Source organism: Microbacterium wangchenii, from assembly GCF_004564355.1.
Classification (GTDB): Bacteria; Actinomycetota; Actinomycetes; order Actinomycetales; family Microbacteriaceae; genus Microbacterium; species Microbacterium wangchenii.
The window spans coordinates 2,429,008-2,453,185 of the sequence record NZ_CP038266.1; the positions used below are offsets into that span (position 1 = coordinate 2,429,008).

Annotated in this window: 31 protein-coding genes; 14 read left to right on the forward strand and 17 right to left on the reverse strand. The window is 71.4% G+C overall.

The features are described 5' to 3' along the window. Nucleotides 1-17 precede the first annotated feature (17 nt). On the forward strand, nt 18-569 hold the full coding sequence (locus tag E4K62_RS11665; protein WP_135067612.1) for a type 1 glutamine amidotransferase domain-containing protein: 552 nt from the start codon (nt 18-20) through the stop codon (nt 567-569). 44 nt (nt 570-613) lie between these two features. Continuing rightward, nucleotides 614-2,257, forward strand: a complete 1,644-nt coding sequence (locus E4K62_RS11670) for an FAD-dependent oxidoreductase (RefSeq protein ID WP_187270455.1) — start codon at nt 614-616, stop codon at nt 2,255-2,257. 14 nt (nt 2,258-2,271) lie between these two features. On the opposite strand, the gene E4K62_RS11675 is transcribed toward E4K62_RS11670, so the two are convergent. Next, nucleotides 2,272-3,111: a DNA-formamidopyrimidine glycosylase family protein gene (locus tag E4K62_RS11675; protein WP_135067614.1), complete on the reverse strand. Its 840-nt coding sequence runs from the start codon at nt 3,109-3,111 to the stop codon at nt 2,272-2,274. A gap of 175 nt (nt 3,112-3,286) precedes the next feature. Here E4K62_RS11675 and E4K62_RS11680 point away from each other — a divergent pair, with 175 nt between their 5' ends. From E4K62_RS11680 to E4K62_RS11700, 5 genes are all read left to right on the forward strand, one after another. Next, nucleotides 3,287-4,489, forward strand: coding sequence for a sensor histidine kinase (locus E4K62_RS11680; protein WP_167747779.1), 1,203 nt, complete (start codon nt 3,287-3,289; stop codon nt 4,487-4,489). Further along, nucleotides 4,486-5,139 (forward strand): response regulator transcription factor, encoded by a 654-nt coding sequence (locus tag E4K62_RS11685; protein ID WP_135067618.1) that lies wholly within the window; start codon nt 4,486-4,488, stop codon nt 5,137-5,139. Before E4K62_RS11680 ends, E4K62_RS11685 begins: the two co-directional genes overlap by 4 nt. A gap of 76 nt (nt 5,140-5,215) precedes the next feature. Continuing rightward, a complete protein-coding gene (locus E4K62_RS11690) occupies nt 5,216-6,322 on the forward strand; it encodes a hypothetical protein (protein ID WP_135067620.1) in 1,107 nt (368 codons plus the stop codon). Between the two features lie 79 nt (nt 6,323-6,401). Then, nucleotides 6,402-6,872 carry a CinA family protein gene (locus tag E4K62_RS11695; protein ID WP_135067622.1) on the forward strand — a complete coding sequence of 157 codons (471 nt, stop codon included), beginning with the start codon at nt 6,402-6,404 and terminating at the stop codon, nt 6,870-6,872. A gap of 9 nt (nt 6,873-6,881) precedes the next feature. Then, the gene (locus E4K62_RS11700; RefSeq protein ID WP_187270456.1) at nt 6,882-7,382 is read left to right on the forward strand and encodes a GNAT family N-acetyltransferase; all 501 of its coding nucleotides are present in this window, start codon (nt 6,882-6,884) and stop codon (nt 7,380-7,382) included. A gap of 27 nt (nt 7,383-7,409) precedes the next feature. Here the strand turns inward: E4K62_RS11700 and E4K62_RS11705 are convergent, their stop codons facing one another. Then, nucleotides 7,410-8,156 carry a formylglycine-generating enzyme family protein gene (locus E4K62_RS11705; protein WP_187270457.1) on the reverse strand — a complete coding sequence of 249 codons (747 nt, stop codon included), beginning with the start codon at nt 8,154-8,156 and terminating at the stop codon, nt 7,410-7,412. 92 nt (nt 8,157-8,248) lie between these two features. Then, complete coding sequence (locus E4K62_RS11710; RefSeq protein WP_135067624.1) at nt 8,249-8,527, reverse strand: GlsB/YeaQ/YmgE family stress response membrane protein; 279 nt, start codon at nt 8,525-8,527, stop codon at nt 8,249-8,251. A 248-nt stretch (nt 8,528-8,775) separates the two neighbouring features. On the opposite strand from E4K62_RS11710, the gene E4K62_RS18710 reads away from it, so the two are divergent. The 4 genes from E4K62_RS18710 (at nt 8,776) to E4K62_RS11725 (ending at nt 11,449) form a co-directional block, all read left to right on the forward strand. Further along, nucleotides 8,776-8,952, forward strand: a complete 177-nt coding sequence (locus E4K62_RS18710; protein ID WP_167747780.1) for a hypothetical protein — start codon at nt 8,776-8,778, stop codon at nt 8,950-8,952. Between the two features lie 99 nt (nt 8,953-9,051). Further along, nucleotides 9,052-9,471: a CBS domain-containing protein gene (locus E4K62_RS11715; protein WP_135067626.1), complete on the forward strand. Its 420-nt coding sequence runs from the start codon at nt 9,052-9,054 to the stop codon at nt 9,469-9,471. Next, nucleotides 9,468-9,656, forward strand: coding sequence for a hypothetical protein (locus E4K62_RS11720; RefSeq protein WP_135067628.1), 189 nt, complete (start codon nt 9,468-9,470; stop codon nt 9,654-9,656). Before E4K62_RS11715 ends, E4K62_RS11720 begins: the two co-directional genes overlap by 4 nt. Continuing rightward, complete coding sequence (locus tag E4K62_RS11725) at nt 9,653-11,449, forward strand: thiamine pyrophosphate-requiring protein (protein ID WP_135067630.1); 1,797 nt, start codon at nt 9,653-9,655, stop codon at nt 11,447-11,449. Before E4K62_RS11720 ends, E4K62_RS11725 begins: the two co-directional genes overlap by 4 nt. Nucleotides 11,450-11,459: 10 nt before the next feature. Here the strand turns inward: E4K62_RS11725 and E4K62_RS11730 are convergent, their stop codons facing one another. The 3 genes from E4K62_RS11730 to E4K62_RS11740 form a co-directional block, all read right to left on the reverse strand. Next, on the reverse strand, nt 11,460-11,858 hold the full coding sequence (locus E4K62_RS11730) for a VOC family protein (protein WP_135067632.1): 399 nt from the start codon (nt 11,856-11,858) through the stop codon (nt 11,460-11,462). 24 nt (nt 11,859-11,882) lie between these two features. After that, nucleotides 11,883-12,473: a hypothetical protein gene (locus E4K62_RS11735; protein WP_308195157.1), complete on the reverse strand. Its 591-nt coding sequence runs from the start codon at nt 12,471-12,473 to the stop codon at nt 11,883-11,885. Between the two features lie 167 nt (nt 12,474-12,640). Further along, complete coding sequence (locus tag E4K62_RS11740; protein ID WP_135067636.1) at nt 12,641-13,102, reverse strand: Lrp/AsnC family transcriptional regulator; 462 nt, start codon at nt 13,100-13,102, stop codon at nt 12,641-12,643. A gap of 368 nt (nt 13,103-13,470) precedes the next feature. On the opposite strand from E4K62_RS11740, the gene E4K62_RS11745 reads away from it, so the two are divergent. Together E4K62_RS11745 and E4K62_RS11750 are read left to right on the forward strand one after the other, a co-directional pair. Next, nucleotides 13,471-14,862: an APC family permease gene (locus E4K62_RS11745; protein ID WP_135067638.1), complete on the forward strand. Its 1,392-nt coding sequence runs from the start codon at nt 13,471-13,473 to the stop codon at nt 14,860-14,862. A gap of 187 nt (nt 14,863-15,049) precedes the next feature. Next, on the forward strand, nt 15,050-15,268 hold the full coding sequence (locus E4K62_RS11750) for a hypothetical protein (protein WP_135067640.1): 219 nt from the start codon (nt 15,050-15,052) through the stop codon (nt 15,266-15,268). On the opposite strand, the gene E4K62_RS11755 is transcribed toward E4K62_RS11750, so the two are convergent. The 3 genes from E4K62_RS11755 to E4K62_RS11765 form a co-directional block, all read right to left on the reverse strand. Further along, nucleotides 15,269-15,673, reverse strand: coding sequence for a VOC family protein (locus E4K62_RS11755; protein ID WP_135067642.1), 405 nt, complete (start codon nt 15,671-15,673; stop codon nt 15,269-15,271). Between the two features lie 48 nt (nt 15,674-15,721). Continuing rightward, on the reverse strand, nt 15,722-15,970 hold the full coding sequence (locus tag E4K62_RS11760) for a DUF2798 domain-containing protein (RefSeq protein ID WP_135067644.1): 249 nt from the start codon (nt 15,968-15,970) through the stop codon (nt 15,722-15,724). A 214-nt stretch (nt 15,971-16,184) separates the two neighbouring features. Then, complete coding sequence (locus E4K62_RS11765; protein ID WP_135067646.1) at nt 16,185-16,892, reverse strand: hypothetical protein; 708 nt, start codon at nt 16,890-16,892, stop codon at nt 16,185-16,187. Nucleotides 16,893-17,047: 155 nt separating this feature from the next. On the opposite strand from E4K62_RS11765, the gene E4K62_RS11770 reads away from it, so the two are divergent. Then, a complete protein-coding gene (locus E4K62_RS11770) occupies nt 17,048-17,395 on the forward strand; it encodes a LysR family transcriptional regulator (protein WP_135067648.1) in 348 nt (115 codons plus the stop codon). A gap of 16 nt (nt 17,396-17,411) precedes the next feature. On the opposite strand, the gene E4K62_RS11775 is transcribed toward E4K62_RS11770, so the two are convergent. From E4K62_RS11775 to E4K62_RS11805, 8 genes are all read right to left on the reverse strand, one after another. Next, entirely contained in the window at nt 17,412-19,073 is a 1,662-nt protein-coding gene (locus E4K62_RS11775; RefSeq protein WP_135067650.1) for an ABC-F family ATP-binding cassette domain-containing protein, read from the reverse strand. A gap of 47 nt (nt 19,074-19,120) precedes the next feature. After that, complete coding sequence (locus E4K62_RS11780; protein ID WP_135067652.1) at nt 19,121-19,648, reverse strand: hypothetical protein; 528 nt, start codon at nt 19,646-19,648, stop codon at nt 19,121-19,123. A 43-nt stretch (nt 19,649-19,691) separates the two neighbouring features. Beyond that, nucleotides 19,692-19,910: a PLDc N-terminal domain-containing protein gene (locus E4K62_RS11785; protein ID WP_135067654.1), complete on the reverse strand. Its 219-nt coding sequence runs from the start codon at nt 19,908-19,910 to the stop codon at nt 19,692-19,694. Between the two features lie 87 nt (nt 19,911-19,997). Further along, on the reverse strand, nt 19,998-20,165 hold the full coding sequence (locus tag E4K62_RS18715; RefSeq protein WP_167747781.1) for a hypothetical protein: 168 nt from the start codon (nt 20,163-20,165) through the stop codon (nt 19,998-20,000). 29 nt (nt 20,166-20,194) lie between these two features. Next, the gene (locus E4K62_RS11790) at nt 20,195-20,389 is read right to left on the reverse strand and encodes a hypothetical protein (RefSeq protein WP_135067656.1); all 195 of its coding nucleotides are present in this window, start codon (nt 20,387-20,389) and stop codon (nt 20,195-20,197) included. A 9-nt stretch (nt 20,390-20,398) separates the two neighbouring features. Next, entirely contained in the window at nt 20,399-20,665 is a 267-nt protein-coding gene (locus E4K62_RS11795) for a hypothetical protein (RefSeq protein WP_135067658.1), read from the reverse strand. Then, a complete protein-coding gene (locus tag E4K62_RS11800; RefSeq protein WP_135067660.1) occupies nt 20,666-21,292 on the reverse strand; it encodes a glycosyltransferase family 2 protein in 627 nt (208 codons plus the stop codon). Nucleotides 21,293-21,497: 205 nt separating this feature from the next. Beyond that, the gene (locus E4K62_RS11805; RefSeq protein ID WP_135067662.1) at nt 21,498-24,089 is read right to left on the reverse strand and encodes a helix-turn-helix transcriptional regulator; all 2,592 of its coding nucleotides are present in this window, start codon (nt 24,087-24,089) and stop codon (nt 21,498-21,500) included. Between the last annotated feature and the right edge of the window lie 89 nt (nt 24,090-24,178).

Sequence of the window (24,178 nt, forward strand, 5' to 3'; positions counted from 1 at the left end):
CACGTGAGGAGAGCATCATGACCGAAGACCTCAACGGCAAGCGCGTCGCCTTCCTGCTGACCGACGGCTTCGAGGACAGTGAACTGACCTCGCCCTGGGAGGCCGTGACCGGCGCCGGCGCGACGGCCGTCCTCGTGTCGCCGGCCGATGGCAGCGTCACGGGCAAGAACGGCCACGAGCAGTCCGTCGACCTCGCCTCCGGCGCAGCGGATGCGGCGGAGTTCGACGCGCTCGTCCTCCCCGGTGGCGTCGTGAACGCCGATCACCTCCGCATGGACACGGCGTCGGTGGGCTTCGCCCGCGACTTCTTCGCCCAGCACAAGCCGGTGGGCGTCATCTGCCACGGCGCGTGGATCCTCGCCGACGCCGACGTTCTGCACGACCGGACGCTCACCAGCTATCCGAGCCTGCAGACCGATCTGCGCAACGCCGGCGCCACGTGGGTCGACGAAGAGGTGGTGGTGGATGCCGGCCTGGTCTCCAGCCGCACCCCGGACGACCTGCCCGCCTTCAACGACAAGCTCGTGGAGGAGATCGCCGAGGGCGAACACTCCGGGCAGACGACCTGACGATTCCGGGCCCGTCGGTCCCGCGGGGGGCGTAGCCTTCCCCCGTGGGATCGACGGAACCTGTCGGTCAGCCGCTGCCGGGGCCGCAGCCGCTGACGGACGAACAGTGGCAGCGCATCGTCCTCTTCGGCACGCCTGAGGAGGTGGCAGCCGGCGACTACCTCTTCCGCTCGGGCGAACGCGACTACGACCTGATCCTCGTCGACACGGCGGAGGTCGAGCTTGTGCGCGACAGCCTGTGGTGGCTGGACGAGTCGGTGCTCGCCGTGAACGGCGCGCGCACGTTCGCCGGCGAGCTCGGGCTGCTCAACGGCCAGGGGGCGTTCCTGTCGGCACGGGCATCCAGGGCGGGACGTGTGTACCGGGTTCCGCGCGCCGGGCTGCGCAAGGTCATGAGCGAAGACGACGAACTGTGCGACCTGCTGCTGCGCACCCTGTGGCAGCGGCGCGAAGCGCTGCGGAAGGGCCCCGCGGCCCTGACCCTGAAGTTCGTCGGGTCCCCGGCGTCGAAGGACTTCGAGTCCCTGCGCCGCTTCGCCGAGCGGCTGGACCTCGTGCACACCGCCTTCGAGATCGAGCCCGGTGACCCGTACGCCTTCGAACACCACGACGTGGCCCCGGAAGACCTGCCGATCGCGTTCATCCAGGGCGAGCCGATCCTGCGCGCGACGCCAGGCCTGGTGGCAGACCGCCTCGGGCTCAGCTACAGCGGCGACTCCGATGAGGTCGTCGATCTCGTCGTGATCGGCGGCGGCCCGGCCGGCCTCGCCGCCGCCATCTACGGCGCATCCGAGGGCCTCAGCACGGTCCTGCTGGACGCGGTCGCCCCCGGCGGGCAGGCCGCCGCGACGTCGCGCATCGAGAACTTCCTCGGCTTCCCGTTCGGTGTCAGCGGCGGAGAGCTCATCGGTCAGGCGTCCCTGCAGGCACTGAAGTTCGGCGTGCGGGTGTACGCGCCGTGCGAAGCGGCGCGACTGCGCTCGAGCGAGGACGGCCTGGAGGTCACGCTGACCGACGGCCGTGTCATCCACGCCCGCACTGCCATCGTCACCTCCGGCGCCGCCTACCGGCGCCTCCCCCTGGCTCGCTGGGACGAATTCGAGGGGGCTGGGATCTACTACGCCGCGACGCAGTTCGAGCTTCGCCATGTCGTCGATTCGCCCGTCGTGGTCGTCGGCGGCGCGAACTCCGCGGGCCAGGCGGCGCTGTACCTCTCCTCGCACGGCTCGCCGGTGCGCCTGGTCGTACGCGGGGACGACCTCGGCCGGCGCATGTCGGCATATCTGGTCGACCGTCTGCAGGAGGACCCGGCGATCGAGGTGCTCACAGGGGCCAACATCACCGCCCTGGAAGGCGACGGCTCACTCGAGCGCGTGCGCATCGACGCCGCCGGCGAGGTGGATGCCCGCGGACTGTTCTGCTTCATCGGCGCCGACCCGGCCACCGGATGGCTCGACGAGCTCGACCGCGACGCGGGCGGGTTCCTGCGCACGGGCACCGACATCCCCGAGGAGCGCCTGGACGGCCCATGGATGCGCCTGGGCCGCGAGCCGCTCCCGTTCGAAACGTCGGTGCCCCGCGTTTTCGCCGCCGGGGATGTGCGTCGCGGCTCGATGAAGCGGGTGGCCGCCGCCGTCGGCGAAGGCTCCAGCGCCGTCGCGTCGGTGCACCGCGCTCTGGCCGGCTGACCCCCAGGCGGGCCTCAGACCGGCTGGGGCACCCCGCCGGTCTGACACTGCGGGCAGTACTGGGCCGCCCCCTTGGAGCCAGGCACGTCCGCCACCTCGCCCCCGCACTGCGGGCACGGCTCACCGGTGCGGCCGTGCACCCGCATCGATGCCACCTTCTCGGCCTTCTGCCGGTCGGGGGGCACGCCGCGGCGGTCGGCGAAGGCCTCGCCGAGCACCGAACGGATGGCGTCGTACAGGCGCCCGCGGTCATCCGGGGTGAGATCGGCCGCGTGCGCGAGCGGAGAGATCCGCGCGGTGAACAGGATCTCGTCGGAGTAGGCGTTGCCGATGCCTGCGAGACTCTCCTGCTCCTGCAGCAGCGCCTTGACCTGTTTGCGCCGCGTTCCCAGAACGCGCTCGAGGTCGGCGCGCGACCAGTCCTCTGCCGTCGGGTCGGGCCCGAGCTTGGCGATCGCGGGCACGTCGGCGGGTTCATCGACGACCGACAGCCCGAGCGAGAGCCACTGTCCCGCATCCGTCAGCGCCAGGACACCGCGGCCGGGGAAGTCGAGCGTGGCGATGACGGGAGGCGCCTCGGCGGTGGGATCGGCCGGCGCGCCGGAGCCGGCGGCCCACGTCGCCCAGCCGGCGCGGCCGAAGCTGATCACCAGTACCGGGCCGTCGGTGAGCAGGGCGATGTGCTTGCCGTATCGGCGGACCTCGGCGACGACGTGGCCGCTCACCTGCGTGAGCGGGCGGTCACGGGTCTTCAGCGCCCGGAACTCCGCGAGGTCGGTGTCGCCGACCTGCGCGCCGCGCAGGGTGTCGCGGAGGAATGCGGCGAGCGCATCGACCTCGGGGGATTCGGGCACGGCGTGGTCCTCCGACTCGGTCGGGGATCGCGCTGCGCCCTCGACGATGGATGCTGCCCCGATGCTACGGACTGGCCGCCTTCCGACGCCACCGCCCGCCGCGAGTCGGGGCGGGCCGCGCAGTGCCACTCGCGCGGGGGATGCGGCGGCCGCGATCGCTTGCGACACTGCTGACATGACGCACATGGGCGCGGCGACGTCGGGCCTCGGGCGCGTGCGCCCGGACGTGCTCGGCAGCCTGGCGCTCGGGGTGTTCCTGCTCCCGGTCACCGTGGCGGCGGTCGTGCAGGCCTCGGACGAGCCGTGGGTGTGGACGGAGCCCGCGACGATCGCGCTCTTCGCGGGGCTGCATGCGACGTCGCTCTTGTGGTCGCGCCGCACCCGCTCCGCCCTGGTCGCCGGCTCGGCCATCATGCTCGCCTTGGCATTCCTCCCGCTGGATGCCACGACCACCGCAGCGATGCTGCCCTCGAGCCTGGCGTACCTCCTGATCGTGTTCGGCGCGGCACGCGATCCGGACGCGGCCCTGGGCAGGGCGGGGCTGGCACTGGGAGTGGCCGGCGCCCTCCTGATCGTGGCGGCGCATCGTGTCGTTGTGTCGGCCGGCCCGCTGCACGACGATCTCCTCGTCGACCTGCTCGCCTTCGCCGGCCTGACCGCCGCGGTGGTGGCGGTGTGGGCGGTGGGGCGTCTCATGCGGGCCCGCGACGAACGCGCGAGCGAGCGTGCGGCCGAGCACGTGCGGGACGCGATCGCCGCTGAGCGGCGCAGCATCTCACGCGACCTGCACGACATCGTGGCCCACTCGATGACGGTGATGGTCGCTCAGGCCGAGGCCGGCATCGTCGCCGGCCGACACGATCCGGCCGCCTCGACGCAGGCGCTCACCCGGATCGCCGACGCGGGACGGGAGTCCATGCGCGACATGCGCGCGCTGCTGAACGTCCTGGGCGAGGGCGGCGATGCCGCCGCGTTGAGCCCCTCCCCCGCCATCGACGATCTGACCGCCCTCGTCGACGGTGCCGCCGGCCCCGGACGGGCCATCTCGCTGATCGAGACGGGGCACCGGGGCCGGCTCGCGCGCGACGCGGAACTGGCCGTGCACCGGACCGTGCAGGAGGCTCTCACCAATGTCGTACGGCATGTGCGCCCGCCCGTGCGCGTGCAGGTCGCCCTCCGCTGGTCGCCCGCAGACCTCACCCTCGAGATCGCCGATGACGGCGGCAGCGGGCCTCTCGAACCGAACCGCACCGGGAGCGGACGCGGGCTCATCGGCATGCGCGAGCGGGTCACGCGAGCAGGCGGCACGCTGGAGATCGATCGCTCGCCGGCGTGGAGGGTGCGGGCACGGTTCCCCACGATGCCGGTGGCGGGATGACCGTACGCGTCCTCGTCGTCGACGACCAGGAACTCATCCGCACCTCGCTGGCGACCGTGCTGGGCGATGATCCGCGGATCGAGGTCGTGGGTCTGGCGGCCGACGGGATGCAGGCGGTGGAGGCGTGCCGGCAGCACCCGGCGGATGTCGTCGTGATGGATGTGCGGATGCCGCGGATGAACGGCATCGACGCCACGCGCGCCATCCTGCAGGTCAGCCCGCGCACGAGCGTCCTCATCCTCACGACGTTCGACCTCGACGAGTACGTGTTCGCGGCCATCCGCGCCGGTGCGTCAGGTTTCCTGACCAAGGACTCTCCGGGCCGGGAGATCGTCGAGGCGGTGTGCCGCGTGGCCGACGGCGACGCCGTGGTGGCCCCTCGTGCGGCGCGGTCGCTGCTGTCGTACGTGCGCACCGGCCCTGGTGACCCGTCCGGGGCCGAGGCAGCGCTGGGCGCACTGTCACCCCGTGAGCGGGAGGTCGTGGCTCTGCTGGCGGCGGGCGCCTCCAACGACGCGATCGGCGCGCGGCTTTATCTGACCACCAACACGGTGAAGACCCACGTGAAGTCGATCCTCGCCAAGCTCGGGCTCCCCGACCGCATCCATGTCGTCATCTGGGCCTACGAGCACGGAGTCGCCGGGCGCTGACGATCACCCGTGGGGGTGAGCGGTGCCGCCCCCGCGGGCGAGGCGCCACGGCGCACGACGGAGGACCCTCGTGGGCATGGACACGTCTTCTCCTCCCCGCGCGGCGACGCGGCCCTCCATCGCCCTCACCGCCGCCATGTTCACGGTGAGTGCTGTGCTGGGCGCGCAAGCCCTGGCCTGGATCGCCTTCCCAGCGGCCAGCCCCTTCCGCGTCGATTCCTCCGCGCCGATCGCCGCGGCACTGGGCCCGTCGGCCGCTGCCGGTCTCGAGCTCGCCCTGGGAGCAGCCGGCATGGCCCTGGCCGCACTGCACCTCGCCCCGCCCGTGCGCGGCGGCAGGGTCCTCGCGGTCGTGGCCGCCGTGCTCACGATCAGCGCCGGCTTCGGGTTCCTCGGGTTCACCAGCCTGGCCTTCGCCGGATACGCCCTCGTCGGGATTGTCCCCCTCGCCGTGCTCACCGCCCTGATCCTGCTCGCCCGGCGCCATCCGTGGGCGGCGACCGGGATCGCCGTCGTGATCGTCGCACTGGCGATGGTGGGTCAGGCATCGGGGCTCTTCCCCATCGGCGATGTCGCCGTCCGGTTCGCCTCGGCACTGAAGGACGGGGGCATCGAAGCCGGCTCCGCCCTCTCGGCGATCGCCTTCACGGGGGTGTGGATGCTGGCCGCCACGCGCGGGTGGGGAGACGGCCCGCTCGCGCGCGCGGTCCTGCGCCGGCGCGTCCCGCTCACGATCGCCGCCGCCGCCTGCGCGCTCCCCTACGTGTTCTCACGTCTGAGCTGGCTCACGCCGTGGCCGCTGCTGGGTTCACCGGCCTCCTTCCCCGCGGATGAGAGGGCGGGTGTGTTGGTCATGGGGCTGGCCCTGGGCACCGCCATGGCCCTGGGCGGCATCCTGACCCTCGGTCTCATCCTCCCCTGGGGCGAGCGGTTCCCGAGGTGGATGGGGCCGCTCGGGGGCGCGCCGATCCCTGTGCCCCTCGCTGTGACGCCGGCGCTCGTGGTGGCCGCGCTGTTCACCTTCGGCGGGGTCGGACTGGCCGTCGATTCGCTGGGCGGCATCGCACCGCTGGGTGAGGCCAGTTGGACGATCGCCCTCGTCCTGCCGTTCTGGCTGTGGGGTCCGCTGCTGGGCCTGGCGACGTGGGGCTACGCACTGCACCGCAGGGCGGCGGCGGGTTAGCAGGACGCTCGGGTCACCGCAATCCCGAACGCGATCGGCCCGCGCCTTTTCTAGATTCGATGCGAGGGAAGGAGCTCCGATGGATCTGGTGGAACGACTGGCAGAGGTGGCGGCGGCGCGCGGTGTCACGATCGCGGTGGCCGAGTCGCTCAGCTGCGGTGCGCTCAGCTCGGCGATCGGTCGTGGGCAGGGCGCTTCGGAGTGGTTCGCAGGGGGCGTCGTGGCATATCAGGTGTCGTCCAAGCACACCGCGCTGGGCGTGGACGCAGACATCGATCCGTGCTCCGCCGCGTGCGCGACGCAGATGGCCCGGGGAGTCCGGCAGCTGCTGGAAGCCGACCTGGCCGTCTCCATCACGGGCGTCGGCGGCCCCGATCCCGAGGACGGCCACGAGCCCGGAACCGTCTACATCGGAGTGTCCGACCCCGATGGCACGGATGCCGGCCTGCACCGATTCGACGGCGACCCCGCAGCGGTCATCGCGCAGAGCGTGGATGCCGCGCTCCACGTGCTGCTCGACCGCGCCGGAGCGCTCGCCGGCCAGCGCTAGGCTGAGCCGATGGACGCCCGCACCCTGGCCGACGGGGCCGTGCTGCGGCCGGCCCGACCGGGCGACGAAGCCGGCATCCTCGCCTGCATCGTGGCCCTCGCGGTCTACGAACGCGAGCCGGATGCGGTGGAGAACACCGTCGGGGCACTTCGGGAGTCGCTGTTCGGCGCCGATCCGCGCGTGTTCGCGCACGTGGTGGAGCGCGAGGGCGACATCGTGGGCATCGCGGTGTGGTTCCTGACGTACTCCACGTGGACGGGGCGCCACGGCATCTGGCTGGAAGACCTGTTCGTCGACCCCGACCGGCGCGGGGCGGGATACGGCAGTGCCCTGCTGGCCTCCCTGGCGGCGCTGTGCATCGAGCGCGGGTACTCCCGCCTGGAGTGGACCGTGCTGGATTGGAACGCCCCCTCGATCGCGTTCTATCGCGCCCTGGGCGCGGCACCGATGGAGGAGTGGACCACGCAGCGCGTGACCGGCGAAGCCCTCGCCGCCCTGGCCGCCCGCTGACCGCCGCACGCTGACCGTACCGGCACGTCAGCGACGCGGGGTCCACCCCGTCGGCAGGGGGCCTCCCGCACCATCCGCCCGGTCGCGGTCGGCGCGCGCCGACCAGCCCTGCGCGGCTCCCTCGGTCGCGAAGCCTCCGCGGGCGACTCGGAATCCGACGTCGTCATGACGCACGCGAGGCGGCCCGCCGCGCCTGGTGCCCGCGCGCACGCTCCACGCGTCGTCGGCGAAACCGCCCCCGCGGAAGACGCGGTAATCGTCGTAGCGTGCGGGGTCGAGAAGATCCCAGCACCACTCCCACACATTGCCCAGCATGTCGAAGAGGCCGTTGAGGTTCGGCAGCTTGAGCCCCACGTCCTGCGGAGTGCTCACTCCGTCTGCGCTCGTCCAGGCGATCTCGGCGAGCGGCCCGTAGTGCGGGCCGGTCGAGCCGGCCCGGCACGCGTACTCCCACTCCGCCTCCGTCGGCAGGCGGTACCCGTCCGCATCCACGTGCCACGTCACGTCTTCACCGTCGAACGTGTAGGCCGGGTCCAAGCCCTCCCACTCGGACGCGGCGTTGCAGAAGCGGATGGCTCGCAACCAGCTGACCTCGACCGCGGGCCGGTGCGGATGCGGCGCCGGCTCGCCGATCGCCTGCCCCAGCTGCTCCTGCGTGACCGGGAACGCACCGATCTCGAACGGTTCCAGCTCAACGTCCCATCGGACACGGCGCCGCGCGTCGTGCAGTTGCACACTGCCCGCGGGGATGCGCGCCATCTCGAGGTCAGCCACCGAGGCAGTCTCGCACGACGACGGGGCTGTGCGGATCGCACAGCCCCGTCGTCACGTTCTCAGCGGACCCTGGCCCGCGTGACCTCAGTCGATCACCGCGTGCGCGCGCCGCGGCGAGTCGCGAAGACATAGATCGCGAGCACGATGATCGCGCCGATGATCGAGCCGATGATGCCGGCCGGCTGCAGGAAGCCGCCGGCGGGGTCGGCGCCGAAGATCAGGAAGCCGAGGAAACCTCCCACGAACGACCCGACGATTCCGAGGACGATGGTCATCACGATGCTCATGCTCTGCTTGCCGGGGATCACGGCACGAGCGATGAAGCCGGCGATGAGGCCGACCAGGATGAGGCCGAGGATGGTCCAGAGCATTGGTTTTCTCTCTTTCGTCGGTGGGCGCCGGCCGGTGTGCGCGGCACCCGCGGTGACCGCTCCAGCTAACCGGATGCTGACTCTTCGTCACGAATCGGGCCTGCGCTCTTGTCATCGCGTCCGTCGCGGAATAAGATTCGCGTCCGCGGGAAGGCCCGAAGCCGATCGACCATCATCATCCTGACGGCGGATGCGGATCGGTCTGAGGGCCGACGCCCCGTCGGCGGAAGCTTCGTAGCGTCGAAGACATGACCCATGCCATCGCCACCGCATCCTCTCCCCGCCGCGAGCTCTCGCCGCTGACTGCGGGTCTCCTCGCCATCGCGGGGAACGTGCTCGTGGTGGGCGTCATCCTCGTCGCAGGCCTCCTCACCCTCGCGGGCGCCGCCGTCGTGTTCGGTTCTGCGCTCATGGATCTCGTCTGAGCTGTTCCCACAACGCCGCCGCGCCGCTGTCAACCCCTCACCGCTGCGCCATGCGGCGGACGTACCGTGTCAGCCCCTACCCAAGAGAGGATCGGGACAATGGTCTCTGCACGCGACATCATGTCGCCGAACGCCCAGTGCGTCGGCGAGAAGGACACCCTCGTCGACGCGGCACGGTTGATGGCGGGCCTGGACGTCGGCGCCCTCCCCATCTGCGGGGAGGACGAACGTCTCAAAGGCATGCTGACCGACCGCGACATCGTCGTGAAGTGCATCGCCCAGGGCGGCGATCCGGCACGGACGACCGCCGGTTCCCTCGCGGAGGGTCCGGTGATCACGGCCCGTGCCGAAGACGCCATCGAGGCGGTGCTGGAGCTCATGCAGGAGCAGGTGCGCCGCATCCCCGTCATCGACGACCACCGCCTGGTCGGCATCATCAGCCAGGCCGACATCGCCCAGACGATGTCGTCGGAGGCGACCGGCGCGACGGTGGAGGAGATCTCCGCCGACCTGCCGTGACCACCCGGGATGTGCACACCCGCGCCGTGGACGGCGCGTGGCGCGTGGTCGTGGAGGGGAGCCCGGGGCACAGCCGCACCTTCCCCACCCGCATGGAGGCGCTGCACGCCGGCCAGGTGCTGGCCATGGTGCTGCACAGCCGCCATCTCATCGACGATACGGAAAGAAGCGAAAGGGCAGGATGAGCGCAGATCAGGCGACGGTCTCGGACGTCATCGTGGAGCGTCTTCGGGCGTGGGGCGTGGAGCGGGTCTACGGGTACAGCGGCGACGGGATCAACGGCGTCATGGACGCGCTGCGCCGCGCGGATCCGAAGATCGCCTTCGTGCAGGCCCGGCACGAGGAGAACGCCGCCTTCATGGCCGTCGGGGAGGCGAAGTTCGCCGGGCGCGTCGGCGTGGTCATGTCCACGCAGGGTCCGGGGGCGGTGCACCTGCTGAACGGCCTGTACGACGCCAAACTCGACCACGTCCCCGTCGTGGCGATCGTCGGACAGCAGCGACGCAGCGCCCTGGGCTCCGGGTACATGCAGGAGATCGACCTGCGAGCACTCATGGGCGACGTGGCGAGCGCGTTCCTCGGCGAGGCGTCCGATCCCGCCCAGATCCCCATGCTGGTGGACCGCGCGTTCCGCAGCGCACTGGCCCGGCGCGCGCCCGCCGTCGTCATCGTTCCGCATGACGTGCAGGTCGCCCCGGCCGATCCGCCGCGACACGCTCATGGCGTGGTGCACACCTCGGCCGTTTTCGAAAGCGGATCGGTTGCGGCCACCGACGACCAGCTCCAACGCGCCGTCGACGTCCTGGCCGGCGCGGAGCGCCCAGTGATCCTCGCCGGGGCGGGAGCGCGGGGCTGCCGGGACGTCCTCTCCCGCCTGGCCGAGCGGATGGGGGCGGCCATCGTGACCAGTCTGCGCGGCAAGACCTTCGTCGACGAGGCCCACCCGCTGTGCGCGGGGACGCTCGGCCACCTGGGCACCACCGCGAGCGCGGATGTGCTGGAGGCCTGCGACGCGCTGCTCATCGTCGGGGCGAACGATCCCTGGACGGAGTACTACCCGGCCCCCGGGCAGGCCAGGGCTGTCCAGATCGACATCGATCCCGCCCAGATCGGCAACCGCTACCCGGTGGAGGTGCCGGTGGTCTCCGATGCTCACCACGCCCTCGTGCACCTGCTCGCCCGCATCCCGCAGGCGCAGGATGCGTCGTGGGGCGAGCGCGTCCGCGACCGCGTCGCCCGGTGGCACCGCATCGCCGCGCGCCGCGCCGAGGTGCCCATGCGCGGCGTCAATCCCGAGCACGCCGTGCGGGCGCTTCGACCGCACGTCGCCTCCGGGATGCGGGTGGCGCTGGACGTCGGGAGTGTCGTTTACGCCTACGCGCGCCAGCTCGTCGTGCCCTCCGATGTCGACGTGCACCTCTCCTCGACTCTCGCGAGCATGGGATGCGGCGTGCCCTACGGCCTCGCTGCCAAGCTCAGCGACCCCGCCCGACCGGTGCTGGTGCTCGCCGGCGACGGCGGCATGCAGATGACCGGGCTCAACGAGATGCTCACGGTCGCGGCGCGGTGGCGCGACTGGCGCGACCCGCGATTCGTCGTGGCCGTGCTGGACAACCGCGACCTCGCCGAGGTCAGCTGGGAGCAGCGCGAGATGGAATCGGCGCCGAGGTTCCGCGAGAGCCAGGAGCTGCCGGCGGTGGACTATGCCGCCTATGCCCGGCTGCTGGGGCTGGACGGGGTCACCGCGGGCTCACCGGATGAGGTCGAGGAGGCGTGGACCCGGGCGTTCGCCGCCGAGCGTCCATGCGTGGTGCACCTGCGGACAGATCCCGCTGCCCCACTCGTACCCCCCTCGCAGGTGGACGTCGCGCAGCTGTGGGAGACACTGCGCGCGGAGGCCGACGCCGGCGGCGAGCACGGCCGTGCCGCCGTCGAACTGCTGGACGCCTACCTCGCCATCGACGAGGAGGAGCGCTAGGTCTGCCGGCTCATTCCGGCTCGTACCCGATCAGCCACGTCAGGCCGTATCGATCCCGCACGGTTCCGTCGCTGGCGCCCCACGGGCGCGCCTGAAGAGGGTCCACCACGGTTCCCCCCTCCGACAGCGCCGCGAACCACCCCTCGAGGGTGCCCGCCGGAGCCGCGCCCAGCAGTGACAGCAGCATCCCCTGCACGGCCACCGTCGGCTCGCCCTGCGCCGCATCCGCGGCGAACAGGTCGACCGGGCCCGCCAGGATCCCGTGCGCGATCGCTTCGCCGGGTCCATCGTCCCGGCCGAAGTCGGCGAAGGTGTGCAGGCTGAGCTCGCCGCCGAACACGCCGCGGTAGAACCGCAGCGCGTCGGCGGCGACGCCGGGGAAGAAGACGTAGGGCGCCGGGGCGGTCATGCCGGCACGTTAGTGCCCCGACCGCTACGGCCGCTCGAGTCCGACGCGATCGACCTTGCGGTGATAGCGCATGCCCGCCATACCGCCGAGGATCGCGCCCGCCAGCGTCACGATCGCCGCGCCCACGGCCGTCAGGATGCCGGTCGCCGTCGCTGACTCGGGCGTGACCGGGATGCGCGGGAAGCCGTCGAGGTTCGCCAGGATGTCCCACTGGCTGCCCGCGATGGCCGACACGACGGCCACGACCACGGCGATCACGATCGCCCACAGCCACACGGCGAGGCCCTGCTTGGCTCCGCTGAACCGAGCCATCCGGCCGGCGACGTATCCGCCGGCGAAGTAGGCGATGAACAGCACCACGGCCAGGACGATGGCGCTGCCGATGCCGACCGCATCGCTGTTCTCGGCCGCGGCGTCGGCCGCCTCCTCCACCGACGTCCCGGAACCGACCCCGATGGCCGCTCCGACCGCGGCGACCAGCGCCGCGAGAAGGACCGCGGCCCCCATCGCAGTGAGCCAGCCGAAGAACGCGGCGCCGAACTTGAAACCACCGAAACGCTCCTTCTCGCGAGCGAGAACGTCGCGGTGGAGCGTGTCATGCTGCGCGTCCGCCACGACCCGGGGCTCATCTCGGGGGTCCGAGCCTCGGGGTGGCACGGCATCCCGGCGATCTGCGTTGTCTGCACTCATGGGCCGAAGGTAGGTCCGGCCGCCCCCTCACTGCACACGGTTGCCCTCGGGGCCGGACCCGCGTAACCTGCCCCGGCCCGCGCGCTCCCCTGTCACTCGGCCTTGAGCAGCTCACTCACCCGGTAGGGGATCACTTCACGCAGGAAGAGGCTCGTCGACGTCCGCAGGATACCCGGGCACAGGCGGATGACCTCCGCCACGCGGTACAGGTCGTCCGGGCTCTTCGCGACCACCCGCAGCAGCAGGTCCGTATCACCGGCGGGCGCGAAGCACTCGAGCACCTCGGGCACCCCGCGCAGCGCCTCGATGGCGTCGGCGATCGAATGCTGGTCGAGTTCGACGCGGATGGATGCGGCCACACCTCGCCCCAGCGCGGCCGGTCGCACGCGGGCGCTGTGCGGTCGGAGCACACCGGAGGACGCGAGACGCTCCAGCCGCGCGTGCACGGTGCCGCGCGCCAAGGAGAGCCGCTGTGCCAGGAGTGCGACGGGGAGGCGGGGGTCGTCGTCGAGGGCGAGCAGGATCCGCCGGTCGGTCTCGTCCAGGCCGTTCATACTGTCCAATCCTCTTCTTCGTGCGCGGAGACAACTGATCAGATCGACTAGTCGATCGCGGCGCTATTGCACTGATTGCGCGGTGGGTGTTGTGATCATTGCACACACGAGCGCACGCCGCCACGAGCAGCGAGCGTCGGGATCGGCGAGCACACCCCGCTCCGCGACCCCTTCGTGAAAGGGCTCGCGCTCCACCGGCGCTCTGCCCGGCCCGTACCGGAGAAGCGCCCCCGCGGGGGCGCTTCTCCCGTCTGCGCAGTGCGGGGCCCGCGACACCACGACGACGCGGACGCGCGCATTTTAGGGGACCGTTCCTTCTGTTCCGGGAGGGGCTTGCACAGCGGGACTGCGGGCACTGGAGTGGTGCGATGACCAAAGACATCGCACCGCCCGCGCCGGGTGCGAAGGTGGGACTGAAGCGTGCTGTCGGCACGCCGCTCCTCTTCGCCTTCATCGTCGGCGACACGCTTGGAGCGGGCATCTACACCCTCGTCGGGACGATGGCCGACGATGTGGGTGGTGTCATCTGGCTGCCGCTGCTGATCGCGCTCGTGGTGGCGCTGCTGACGGCGGGGACGTACGCCGAGCTCATCACGAAGTACCCGCACGCCGGCGGCGCCGCCCGTTACGTCGATCGCGCGTTCAACGTCCCCTATCTGTCGTTCCTCGTGGGCTTCCTCATGATGGCTTCGGGCATCACGACGGCAGCCGCCCTCGCGAACGCGTTCGCCGGCGACTATCTCGGCGCGCTCATCGACGTCCCCCAGATCCCGACGGCGATCGTCTTCATCATCCTGCTGACGCTGATCAACCTCCGCGGCGTGCGGGAATCGCTGGCAGCCAACCTGGTCGCCTCCGTCATCGAGGTGACCGGACTGGTCATCGTGATCGTCATCGCGGCCATCGTGCTGGGCAGCGGAAGCGGCGAGCCGGCGCGCATCTTCGAGTTCGCCCCCGACGTGCCGCCGCTGCAGGGGGCCTTCGCCGCATCCATCGTCGCGTTCTTCTCCTTCCTCGGCTTCGAAGCGGCCGCGAACATGGCCGAGGAGGTCAAGAACCCGTCGAAGGCCTACCCTCGCGCGCTGTTCGGCGCCATCATCACGGCGGCCGTGGTCTACCTGCTCATCGCCATCGGCGCAGTCATCGTGCTGCCGCCGGCGGACCTGGCCGAGTCGACCGGCCCGCTCCTGGACGTCGTGGCCGCCAGCGGCCTGGGCGTGCCGAACTGGCTGTTCGGACTCATCGCCCTGGTCGCCATCGCCAATGGTGCGCTGCTGTTCATGGTCATGGCCAGCCGCGTGAGCTACGGGCTGGCCACGGCGGGCCTTCTCCCCCGCATGTTCGAGCGCGTGCTGCCCAAGCGCCGCACTCCGTGGGTGTCGATCCTCGCCGTGGCCGGTGCCACCATCCTGCTGAGCCTCATCGGCGATGTCGCGACCCTGGCCGAGACGACCGTGCTGCTCCTGCTGCTGGTGTTCCTCTCGGCCAACGTCAGCGTCCTGGTGCTGAAGAAGAAGGATCCCGTCGACCATCCGCACTTCACGGTGCCGCGGATCGTGCCGATCCTGGCGATCATCGCCAGCATCGTGCTGCTGACGCAGCAGTCGTGGACGGTGTGGCTGGGAGCCCTGGCCTACATCGCGGTCGGCTCGGCCCTCTTCCTCGTCGCCCGTTACACGCGCAAGCGCGGCGACGACCGCGCCAGCGCGCGCGAGGACGCCGCGACCGCTCCCGGCGCCGCCGCATCCGATCCGGAGTGACCCCGGCGCGGCGCCGCCGCATGCGCAGAACTCAGGAGAAACGCCGCCGGCGCGCCGCCCGGGCGCACCCGGACGACCGATCTTCCTGAGTTCTGCGCATGTGCGTGTGGCGACCTCAGCACTGACCGATCGGAGGTGCGGCGTCAAGGGGCATCGCGTCGAACACGGCGGGGTGCACCCTCGAACCATGACATCGAACGGGAACCCCCTCGAGGCTTCGGAGGCCGACGACGCCGAGGTGGTCGAGCACATCGCCGAGGACGTGCGCGACGAGATCCGTCATGGGCACGTGGAGGATGATGTGACGCACGTGCTGGCGGAGCGGCTGGACGAAGCCGGCGTGCACCTGCGCCCGGAGAAGATCGAAGACCTCGCCGAGGACATCGAGACCGACGCCTCGATCTGATCAGCTCTCGGCTGGAGGCGGATGGTGCATGAACTCGATCCGGATCCCGTCGTCGTCTTCCACGAACGAGGCGTAGTAGCGCTCCGAGAAGCGCGGGTACACCTTGGGATCGCGCACTGCTGACCAGCCGGCGGCGAGGGCGACCGCGTGCAGGCGGTCGACCTCATCCCGGGAGTCGACGGCGAACGCGAGATGCTGCCATCCCACGCGGCCGTGCCGGTGCGGCCCGGTGCCTTCCTCTCGTGCGGGGAAGAGGATCAGCTCGGTCTCCCCCTCCCGGTACCACGACACCGAGCCGTCGGCGTCGTAGCGCGTGCAGCCGAGCGCCTGCAGCACGGGGTCGAACTGCGCGATCCCGCGCGAGAGGTCTTCGACGGTGATGCCGAGATGGTCCAGAAGGGGCATGCACCGATTATCACGATGCCCTCCGACGCCGGAAAGGGCCGGATGCCGTCAGGCGGACTTCGCCGGACCGCCTCCGCCGCGCGGGCGCAGGACCGCGGCAGCCGCCTTCATCGACGCCGGCCACGCGACCATCGTCAGGGCGAACGCGATCGGCCACGCGATGAGGAACTGCAGCGGCCACGCGGCCAGCCACTCGAGGGAGAACCCCGCGAAGATCAGGCCCATGATGCCCGACATGCAGGCGGCCATGATGAAGGTCATGAAGACCTGAGAGAGAAAGATGTGCTTCTTGCTCATCGTCCGTTCCTTTGTCCGGGACGACGAAGCCGACGGGGGTCGCGGCGCCACCGTCCACATCGTTGATGGATCAGGCGCCACGGGTTCGCGCGGATGCGCGACGTCATCTCAGGAGGACCGAGGGCTGGAATAACCACACCAGCCTGAATCTTTCTGGCCTCCCGATTCTATCGCGACGACCGCGCCGGCCGATGTCACGCAGGCAGCCGCTGTCTCAATGATCCGGCCGGAGGAACGGCCGGGGCGCACGGGTGCGCCGCAGCGGGATGTACGTGCGCCACACACTCACGTAGCCGTAGCCGGAGTACCACACGAGCCCACCGAACAGCGCGAGACCGACCACGACGCCCACGCCCAGCGCCCAGCCGACCGATCCCCCGCCCACCGTGACCAGGGCGCCGGCGAACAGCCCCAGGACGCAGCCCTCGACGGCGAACAGCAGCATGGACGAGCTCCCGATCAGCACGCTCGGTCCCCGGCGGCGGAGGAACGAATAGGTCTGCTTCATCCCGTCCTGGTCGTCTGCGCTCGCAGCCAGGAGATACTTCTGCACCGCCGGATCGAGGTCGACATACGCACCGCGGAGCCGGTTCATCGCGACGACGTACATCATGTCCTCCTCGGCGACGTTCATCACGCGCACCACCGTCATGAACCCGATGAGGCACAGGAAGGCAAGGATCGCCAGCATCGCGGTCGCGAATCCGCCCGCGAATTCGGAGGCCTGCCGCAGGAGCCCGATCGTGACGAGCCCCGCCGACACGAGCGTGAGGAAGATCGTGATGCGCGTGAGCACCTCGCTCTGCGCCGTGCCGCGCGCGGCCAGCAGCCCCCAGTGCTCGGTGGCGAGGATCTGTGCTCGGCGGCTGAGCACGGCGTCGGATTCGGGCGGCGTGTCATCGGAAGGCGATGCCTCGCTCATGCCGACATTGTGCACCTCCCGACGGCCACGGGACAGGGAGCAGCGACCCCGGGACGCATGCAGCGCAGCTGCCGCGACGGCGGCAGCGCGTGGGGTCCCGTCAGACCCCGGCTAGCCTGGGATGAGCCCGCACGGCGGGCGAGGGAAGGCGCACAGTGAACATCACCTCACTCCGACGGTTCGTCGCCGTCGCGGAGGAACTGCACTTCCCGCGCGCGGCCGAACAGCTGGGCATCCCGCTCGCCGCCCTCTACTCCACGATCGAGAAGCTGGAGGAGGAGGTCGGCCAGCCCCTCTTCGCCCGCGGCAAGGGGAAGACGCAGCTCACCAAGGCCGGCACCCTTCTGCTGGCCGAGGCGACCGAGCGCATCGCGGCGGCGCCACCGCCGGCGGCCAAGCCCGTCGCTCCGGCCGGAGGCAAGGCCAAGGCGTCCAAGGGCCGGGGTCGCGCCCCGGTCGTGAAGGGTCAGCCGAAGCCGTTCAAGAAGCGGCAGGGGCGCTGAAGCGCCGCATCCCCGTCTACGCCTCGGTGACGCGTCCGTCCTCGACCCGCCAGTGCCGGTCGGTGTGCACCGTCGCCAGCATCCGCCGGTCATGGGTGACCAGCAGCAGCGTTCCCTCGTAGGACTCCAGCGCCTGCTCGAGCTGCTCGATGGCGGGGAGGTCGAGGTGGTTGGTGGGTTCGTCCAGGACCAGGACGTTGACCCCGCGCGCCTGGAGCAGCGCGAGGGATGCGCGCGTGCGCTCGCCCGGTGACAGCTCGTCGACCGGACGGTTCACGTGGTCGGCCTTGAGCCCGAACTTGGCCAGCAGCGTGCGCACCTCACCGGATGCCATCTCCGGGACGAGCGACTCGAACGCCGCGGCCAGGGGCTGGGAGCCGGCCAGCAGGGAGCGGGCCTGGTCGATCTCGCCGATCTGCACGCTCGCGCCGAGGCTCGCCGTTCCCTCGTCGGGCGCTTGCCTGCCCAGGAGCACGCGCAGGAGCGTCGACTTGCCGGCGCCGTTGGGTCCGGTGATACCGATGCGCTCCCCCGCGTTGACCTGCAGCGACACGGGGCCCAGCGTGAAGTCCCCCTGCCGCACGACCGCGCCGCCGAGGGCCGACACCACGGAGCTGGAACGGGGCGCCGCACCGATCGTGAACTCCAGCTGCCATTCCTTGCGGGGCTCCTCGACCTCGTCCAGGCGCGCGATACGGCTCTCCATCTGCCGCACCTTCTGGGCCTGCTTCTCGCTGGACTCGGTCGCGGCCCTGCGCCGGATCTTGTCGTTGTCCGGAGCCTTCCGCATCGCGTTGCGCACACCCTGGCTCGACCATTCGCGCTGGGTGCGCGCCCGTGAGACGAGATCGGCCTTCTTCTCCGCGAACTCGTCGTACTTCTCCCGCGCGTGCCGCCGGAGGGTCGCGCGCTCCTCCAGGTAGGCGTCGTAGCCGCCGCCGAAGACGCGGTTGGCGCTCTGCGCGAGGTCGAGCTCCAGCACGCGCGTCACGCACCGGGCGAGGAACTCGCGGTCATGGCTGACGAGCACCACCCCGCCCCGCAGTCCCCGCACGAATGACTCGAGGCGCTCGAGCCCGTCCAGGTCGAGATCGTTGGTGGGCTCGTCCAGCAGCACGATGTCGAAGCGCGAGAGCAGCAGCGCGGCGAGGCCGACGCGGGCCGCCTGGCCGCCCGAGAGCGAGGTCATGAGGGCGTTCTCCGGCGCACCGCCGAGGTCCAGGCCCAGGTCGGCGAGCACGACGGGCAGTCGCTCGTCCAGGTCTGCGGCACCGCTGGCAAGCCAGCGCTCCAGGGCGCTGGAGTACGCATCGGAAGGATCGACGCCGGGCTCAGCCAGAGACGGATTGCCGAGCGCTGCGGCTGCGGCATCCATGTCTCTCGTCGCCTCCGCGCACCCCGTCCTGCGGGCGATGTAGGCGGAGACCGTCTCCCCGGGTACGCGCTCGTGCTCCTGCGGCAGCCAGCCCACGAAGGCGTCGGCCGGCGTGAGCGAGACGGTGCCGGCCTGCGGCTCGTCGATGCCCGCGAGCAGTCGCAGCAGCGTGGACTTGCCGGCGCCGTTCGCACCGACGACTCCGACGACATCCCCGGGTGCCACGGTCAGGTCGAGGGAGTCGAAGAGCGTGCGGTGGCCGTACCCGCCGGCAAGGTTCGAGGCGACGAGTGTTGCGGTCATCCTTCGATCCTGTCACCCGCACGCCCGTGCAGCCGTCCGCGGCACCCCTACGAATCCCACGTCGGGGCGGTGGCTCGCCGACGGGGAATGGGCTGACCGGGCCGCAGCTCCCGCAAACCCACCCACGCGCCCGCGTTCAACCCGACGACCAGGACGGTGAGCGCGACGAGATTGAAGACGCTCCCCGCGACGCTCCATCCGGACGCCTCGGGCTGCAGCATCACGAGCACCGCTGCGGCTGCCCGGTCGATCACGAGAGCCGCGGTGGGCACGCCGACCACGACCCACAGGTCAGGCGACCGGCGAACGGTGAGCCACAGGATCCAGAAGACGGCGGCGCCGAGCATCAGCATCGACGTGAGCAGGAGCGGGAGGGCGGGGACCGCTCCGAGGACCTCACCGCCCCCGCGCCGCGAGAGCAGGGTGACCCCGACCCGTCCGGCGCTCAACGAAGCCGCGGCGACGGCGACATTCGCGGCCGCGTACGCCAGCCCCACGCCACCCAGCCAGCCGATCAGCACGCGGGGGGCGAAGACGCGCACGTTCGCGGAGAGCCACCGCCGCGCCGTACGCATCGCCCCATTGTGTCAAAGCGGCGCCCGGCGGCGCGCCCGACGCTCAGCGGCGGTGGCGGATGCCGACGCTGAAGTAGGCCAGCGGCCCGATCCAGTTCACCAGGATGGCGGGGATCCATGCCTGCTTGGGCCCGCGCACCTCGTCGGCGTCGCGGAACGCGAGATCCCAGAACGCCAGGAACGCGAACGCCACCTGCACGACGCCCAGGGCTCCGACGCCGATCTTCGCTCCGGTGGACAGCCGGGTGTGTGTCTTGGTCATCGTGCGCCTTCCCGTCGTGGGTTCTTCCATCCTGCCCCCTGAACGCGGGATACGCACTCCTGCCCGAAACACGGTCCGGCGCAGCCCTCACTCCTCCGCTGCGGCGGCCTTCTCCTGACGCACGCGCACGACGCGCGAGATGGAGAGGAGGGCGAGCCCGGCGACCACGAGGGTCCAGGCCGACACCCATCCTTGGGCCACCGTCGCTCCGGTGGTGGCGAGCACGCCGAGGCTGGTCGCGTTCAACTGGTACATGGTGGATCTCCTTTCGGTGCGGATGTCCGTCAGGCGGACGAGACGGCTGCCGGGGCCGGCGTCACGTGGTTCCACGCCGTGTCCCGGTGAAGCACGCTGAGGATCGCGGCGTGGACGAAGGCCGTCTGGAGGGCGATGTCGTATCCGATCTCGGGGAGCACCGCTGCGGCCACCCATCGGCCCTCTGCCCCGACGGGCCACACCGTCACAAGGCGTTCGACCACGAAGATGCATCATCCGATGACGAGCCAGAACGGCCGCACTGTGAAGGTGCCGCTGGTCAGCGCCAGGCCGGTGAGGGCGAGCAGCAGCGCGATCGTGATGATGCCGGTGCCGATCATCAGCTGCTGTCCGATGTAGCGGAGGGTGACACGCGTCACGCCGTATTCGCGGAGGTTGTCCAGCATCCCCTTGTACCAGCGCACCCGCTGACGGTGCAGGTCGCCCCACGTCGGCATGAGCTCGGTGGTGCACGTGCACGCGGCCGGTGCCGTCATCATTTAGCCACAGGATTTGAGGGCGAGGGTCAGCTCCGAGTCCTCGATGATGGCCGACCGGTCGTACACGTCACCGGCGGTGCCGGGGATGTCGGATCCGCGGTGGGCGGCGACGTCCCGCAGAGCGCTGTATCGGAACACCGACGCCGTGCCCGTCACGACGCTGACGCGGTGGGTCGATTCGATCTGGGTCCGGTAACGGATGTACTCGTTCGCCTGGAACTGCTGGAGGAGGCCCGACGGCTTCTCTCCGACGAACAGCCCGCTGACGGCACCCATCCGCGGATCACGCGCGACCTCACGCAGCGCCGTCTCGATGAAACGGGGCGACAGCCGCGTGTCGGCATCGACGACCATCACGAACCGGGGCGGTGCCGCCTCGAGCCGGGCCAGCGCCTGGTTGAGCGCGCCCGCCTTGCGGTGGGTGTTCCCCACGGTGCACATCACCTCCGCACCCAGGTCCTCGGCGACCGAGGCGGTGCCGTCGTCACAGTTGTCGGCCACGACGATGACGCGCTCGGGAGCGGCCGTCTGCCGTTGGAGGGCCCGCAGGGTGGGGCCGAGGGCGTCTTCCTCATTGTGCGCGGGGATGAGCACCGTGAGGACGTTGCCGGCGACCCTCGCAACCATCCCACACGCCTCCTGTTCTGAGACTGATCCGCGTCTTTCGCGACATAGATCTCAACGCAGCGAGGGAGGCGGCTTCGTGGTGGGAGCACCTGATGGAGTACCGGGAGGGGCACGCACCAGCACTGCCGCGCGGGAGATGAGCACCGGGTGCGGGCGCGGTGTGCACGGCACGCGGATTCGACGGATGCGGCGGAGCCGCGGCCGGTCAGAGGAGCGAGGCGAGCTCGTCGCGAGAGGTGATGCCGAGCTTGCGGAAGATGCGGTAGACGTGGTTGTCGACGGTGCGCTCGCTCACCACGAGCCGTCGGGACACCTCCCGGTTGCTGAGTCCCTCGACGATGAGACGCGCCACCTCGAGTTCGCGCGCCGTCAGCTGGGCCTCGGGGGCGAGCACGTCCGGTGCGAGCAGCCGCAGGTCATCGCCGTAGTCACGGACGAGCCGGCGCAGGTCGGCCGACGCCGACGCGGCCGCCTCGGCGTCGCCGGCCTCCCGGAGAAGCTCGATCGCCCGGGCGCGGGCGCGGGTGGCGTGCAGGACGAGGCCGCGGGAGCGGAGCAGGTCGGCGCTGCGCAGAAGACCGCGCGGGGAGCGGGCCGCGGCACTCTCCAGATATTCCGCGATGGCCGGCAGGATCAGACCTTGGCCTGCCCTGGCCACCTGGATCAGGCGTGCGGCCCGCTCGTCGTCGACGTGGAGATCGATGAGCCAGGCACCGTCGAAGGCCGCGGCCAGGAAGTGCCCCTCGTCGATGAGGGTCTCCACCCGCCGCCACGCACGCTGGGTCGCGGCAGCGGCCGGCTGCCCCTCGGCGACGGCGAGCGCCGCGGACGCCGGTTCGGCCGCCGTCAGGGGGAACGGCCCGCCGGCGGCGCCCTCCAGCTGGGCGATCATCGAACGTGCGCTGCGGTGGTTCCGCTCCAGAAGCGACAGCAGGGTGGCCAGCGTCAGCAGCCCGGCACGAGAGGCCGGTCGCAGCGGCGCGGGAGCGTTGATGGCGAAGAGCCCGGTGAGCTGGGCGCGCAGGCTCGACAGCCGGCCCTGCAGGAGCAGCCCCAGCCCCAGGACATACCCGTGCGGCTCGATCAGGGCGCGGTCGAGCGTCCCTCGTGCGATGTCGAGCTGACGGGCCGCCCGACCGATCGCCCCGTCGATGTCTCCGGCGCACAGCTGACCGAGGGGAACGAGCGCGTCGGGGTCGTACCGGGTCGGATCGGTGGGTGACACACCGGAGAACTCGGCGGCGGCATCGTCCACCCGCCCGCCGGCGAGGAGGATCTCCCCGCGCACCATGCGGATCACATCGACAGCGGTCAGCGCGGGCAGCCCGAGCGCGTCGCCCTCCCCCGTCGCCGCTGCCGGTCCCGGTTCGGGCAGGGCGGGCAGTACTGCGGCCTGCCCGGCCCCGGCGATCAGTCCGATGTGCTGCCCGATCGCGGCGAGGACCGCACCCGCGCGTGGCACCGCCTGCTCGGCGCGAGCGAGCACGGCCGCGCCGGCACCGACATCGCCCGCCACGAGCGCGCGATACATCGCCTCCCACCCGGCCAGACGCACCATGTCGAGTTCGGACGGGTGCGCGCGTGCGGCGGCGAGAACCCTCTCGATCTCGTCGGGCGGCGCCGCGTGGTCGAGCAGGGCGTGCACGTACAGCACGGCCGTGGCATCCGTCGGATCGGTCTCCCACTCGGTGCGGCAGCGCGCGACGCGCGCGGCGGTGTTCTCGCGCAGCACTCGCCCGAGGATGGCGGCGGCTTCCGGGGACGACGACCAGCGCAGGGGCCTGCGGACGAGCGGGCGGGCAGGCAGGTCGTGCGGCCCGGGGGCGCTTCGCCGCAGAGCCGCGGCGGCGACCTCCGCCGCACGTCGGCGCCGCACCCCGTGCGGGTCGTGCCGGAGGTGGTCCTCCAGCAGCGGCGGGAACAGCGCACCCAGCATGCGGTCCTCCTCCTGGACGAAGCGGAACAGTCCGCGATCGTCCAGGCTGGTCGCGACATGCCACGGCACCACGTCGCGGACCGACTCGACATCGGTCGGCCCGGCCTCGGCGAGCACGCGCAGCGCGTCCTTCTCCTCGTCGGTGAGCCCCTGGGTCAGGCGTCCGACGACGACGGCCAGCGCCGGGGTCCACAGGTCCTCACCGGCCGACCAGGAGGAACCGTCGAAGACCAGCCTCCCCTCGCGGCGTGCCTCGACGGCGATCGAGCGCGCGATGCCGGGCAGGCCGCCCGACAGGGCGTAGATGCGCCCCGCCGCATCCGTCTGCACATCCCCGCCGAGGGCATCCGCGACGAGATGATGCACATCCTCGAACGGGAGCGTGGGCAGCCACAGCGCCGTCGTCTCCACGCGGCCCGTGAGCACGTCCAGCGCAGACGCCCCGGGAAAGGGGGGCCGGACCGTGGCGACCGCGGTGATGTCATGCTGCGAGAGCGCGGCGGCGATGACACCAGCGGAGGTCTCATCGAGCAGGTCGGCATCCTCCAGGAGCAGCAGTGCGGGCCCTGTCGCCGCCCGCGCCGACAGCGCCTGGACGGTCGCGGCGAGCCCCGCCAAGGGCCCGGCACCCGGAATCGTGGATGCGGCGATGCCGGCGAGTGCGAGGGACTCCAGCGGGCGTCCCCGCGCGCCGGGCACCTCGATGACGCTCCACTCGCGGCGCTCGAATCGTTCGCGGACCCGGGCGAGCAGCCACCGGCGCCCCGACCCGGGAAGACCCACGGCCACGACGGAGGCGCGGGATTGGACGGCCTCGCTGACACTGTCGGTCACGGCCGAGCGGAGGTCTGGGCGCGCCATCACCCCACTATGCGGGTGAGAACGCCCCGGGCATAAGGGTCGCGCACGTCCCGGTCACGGCTTCCGGACGGTGCACAGGCTCCGGGGTC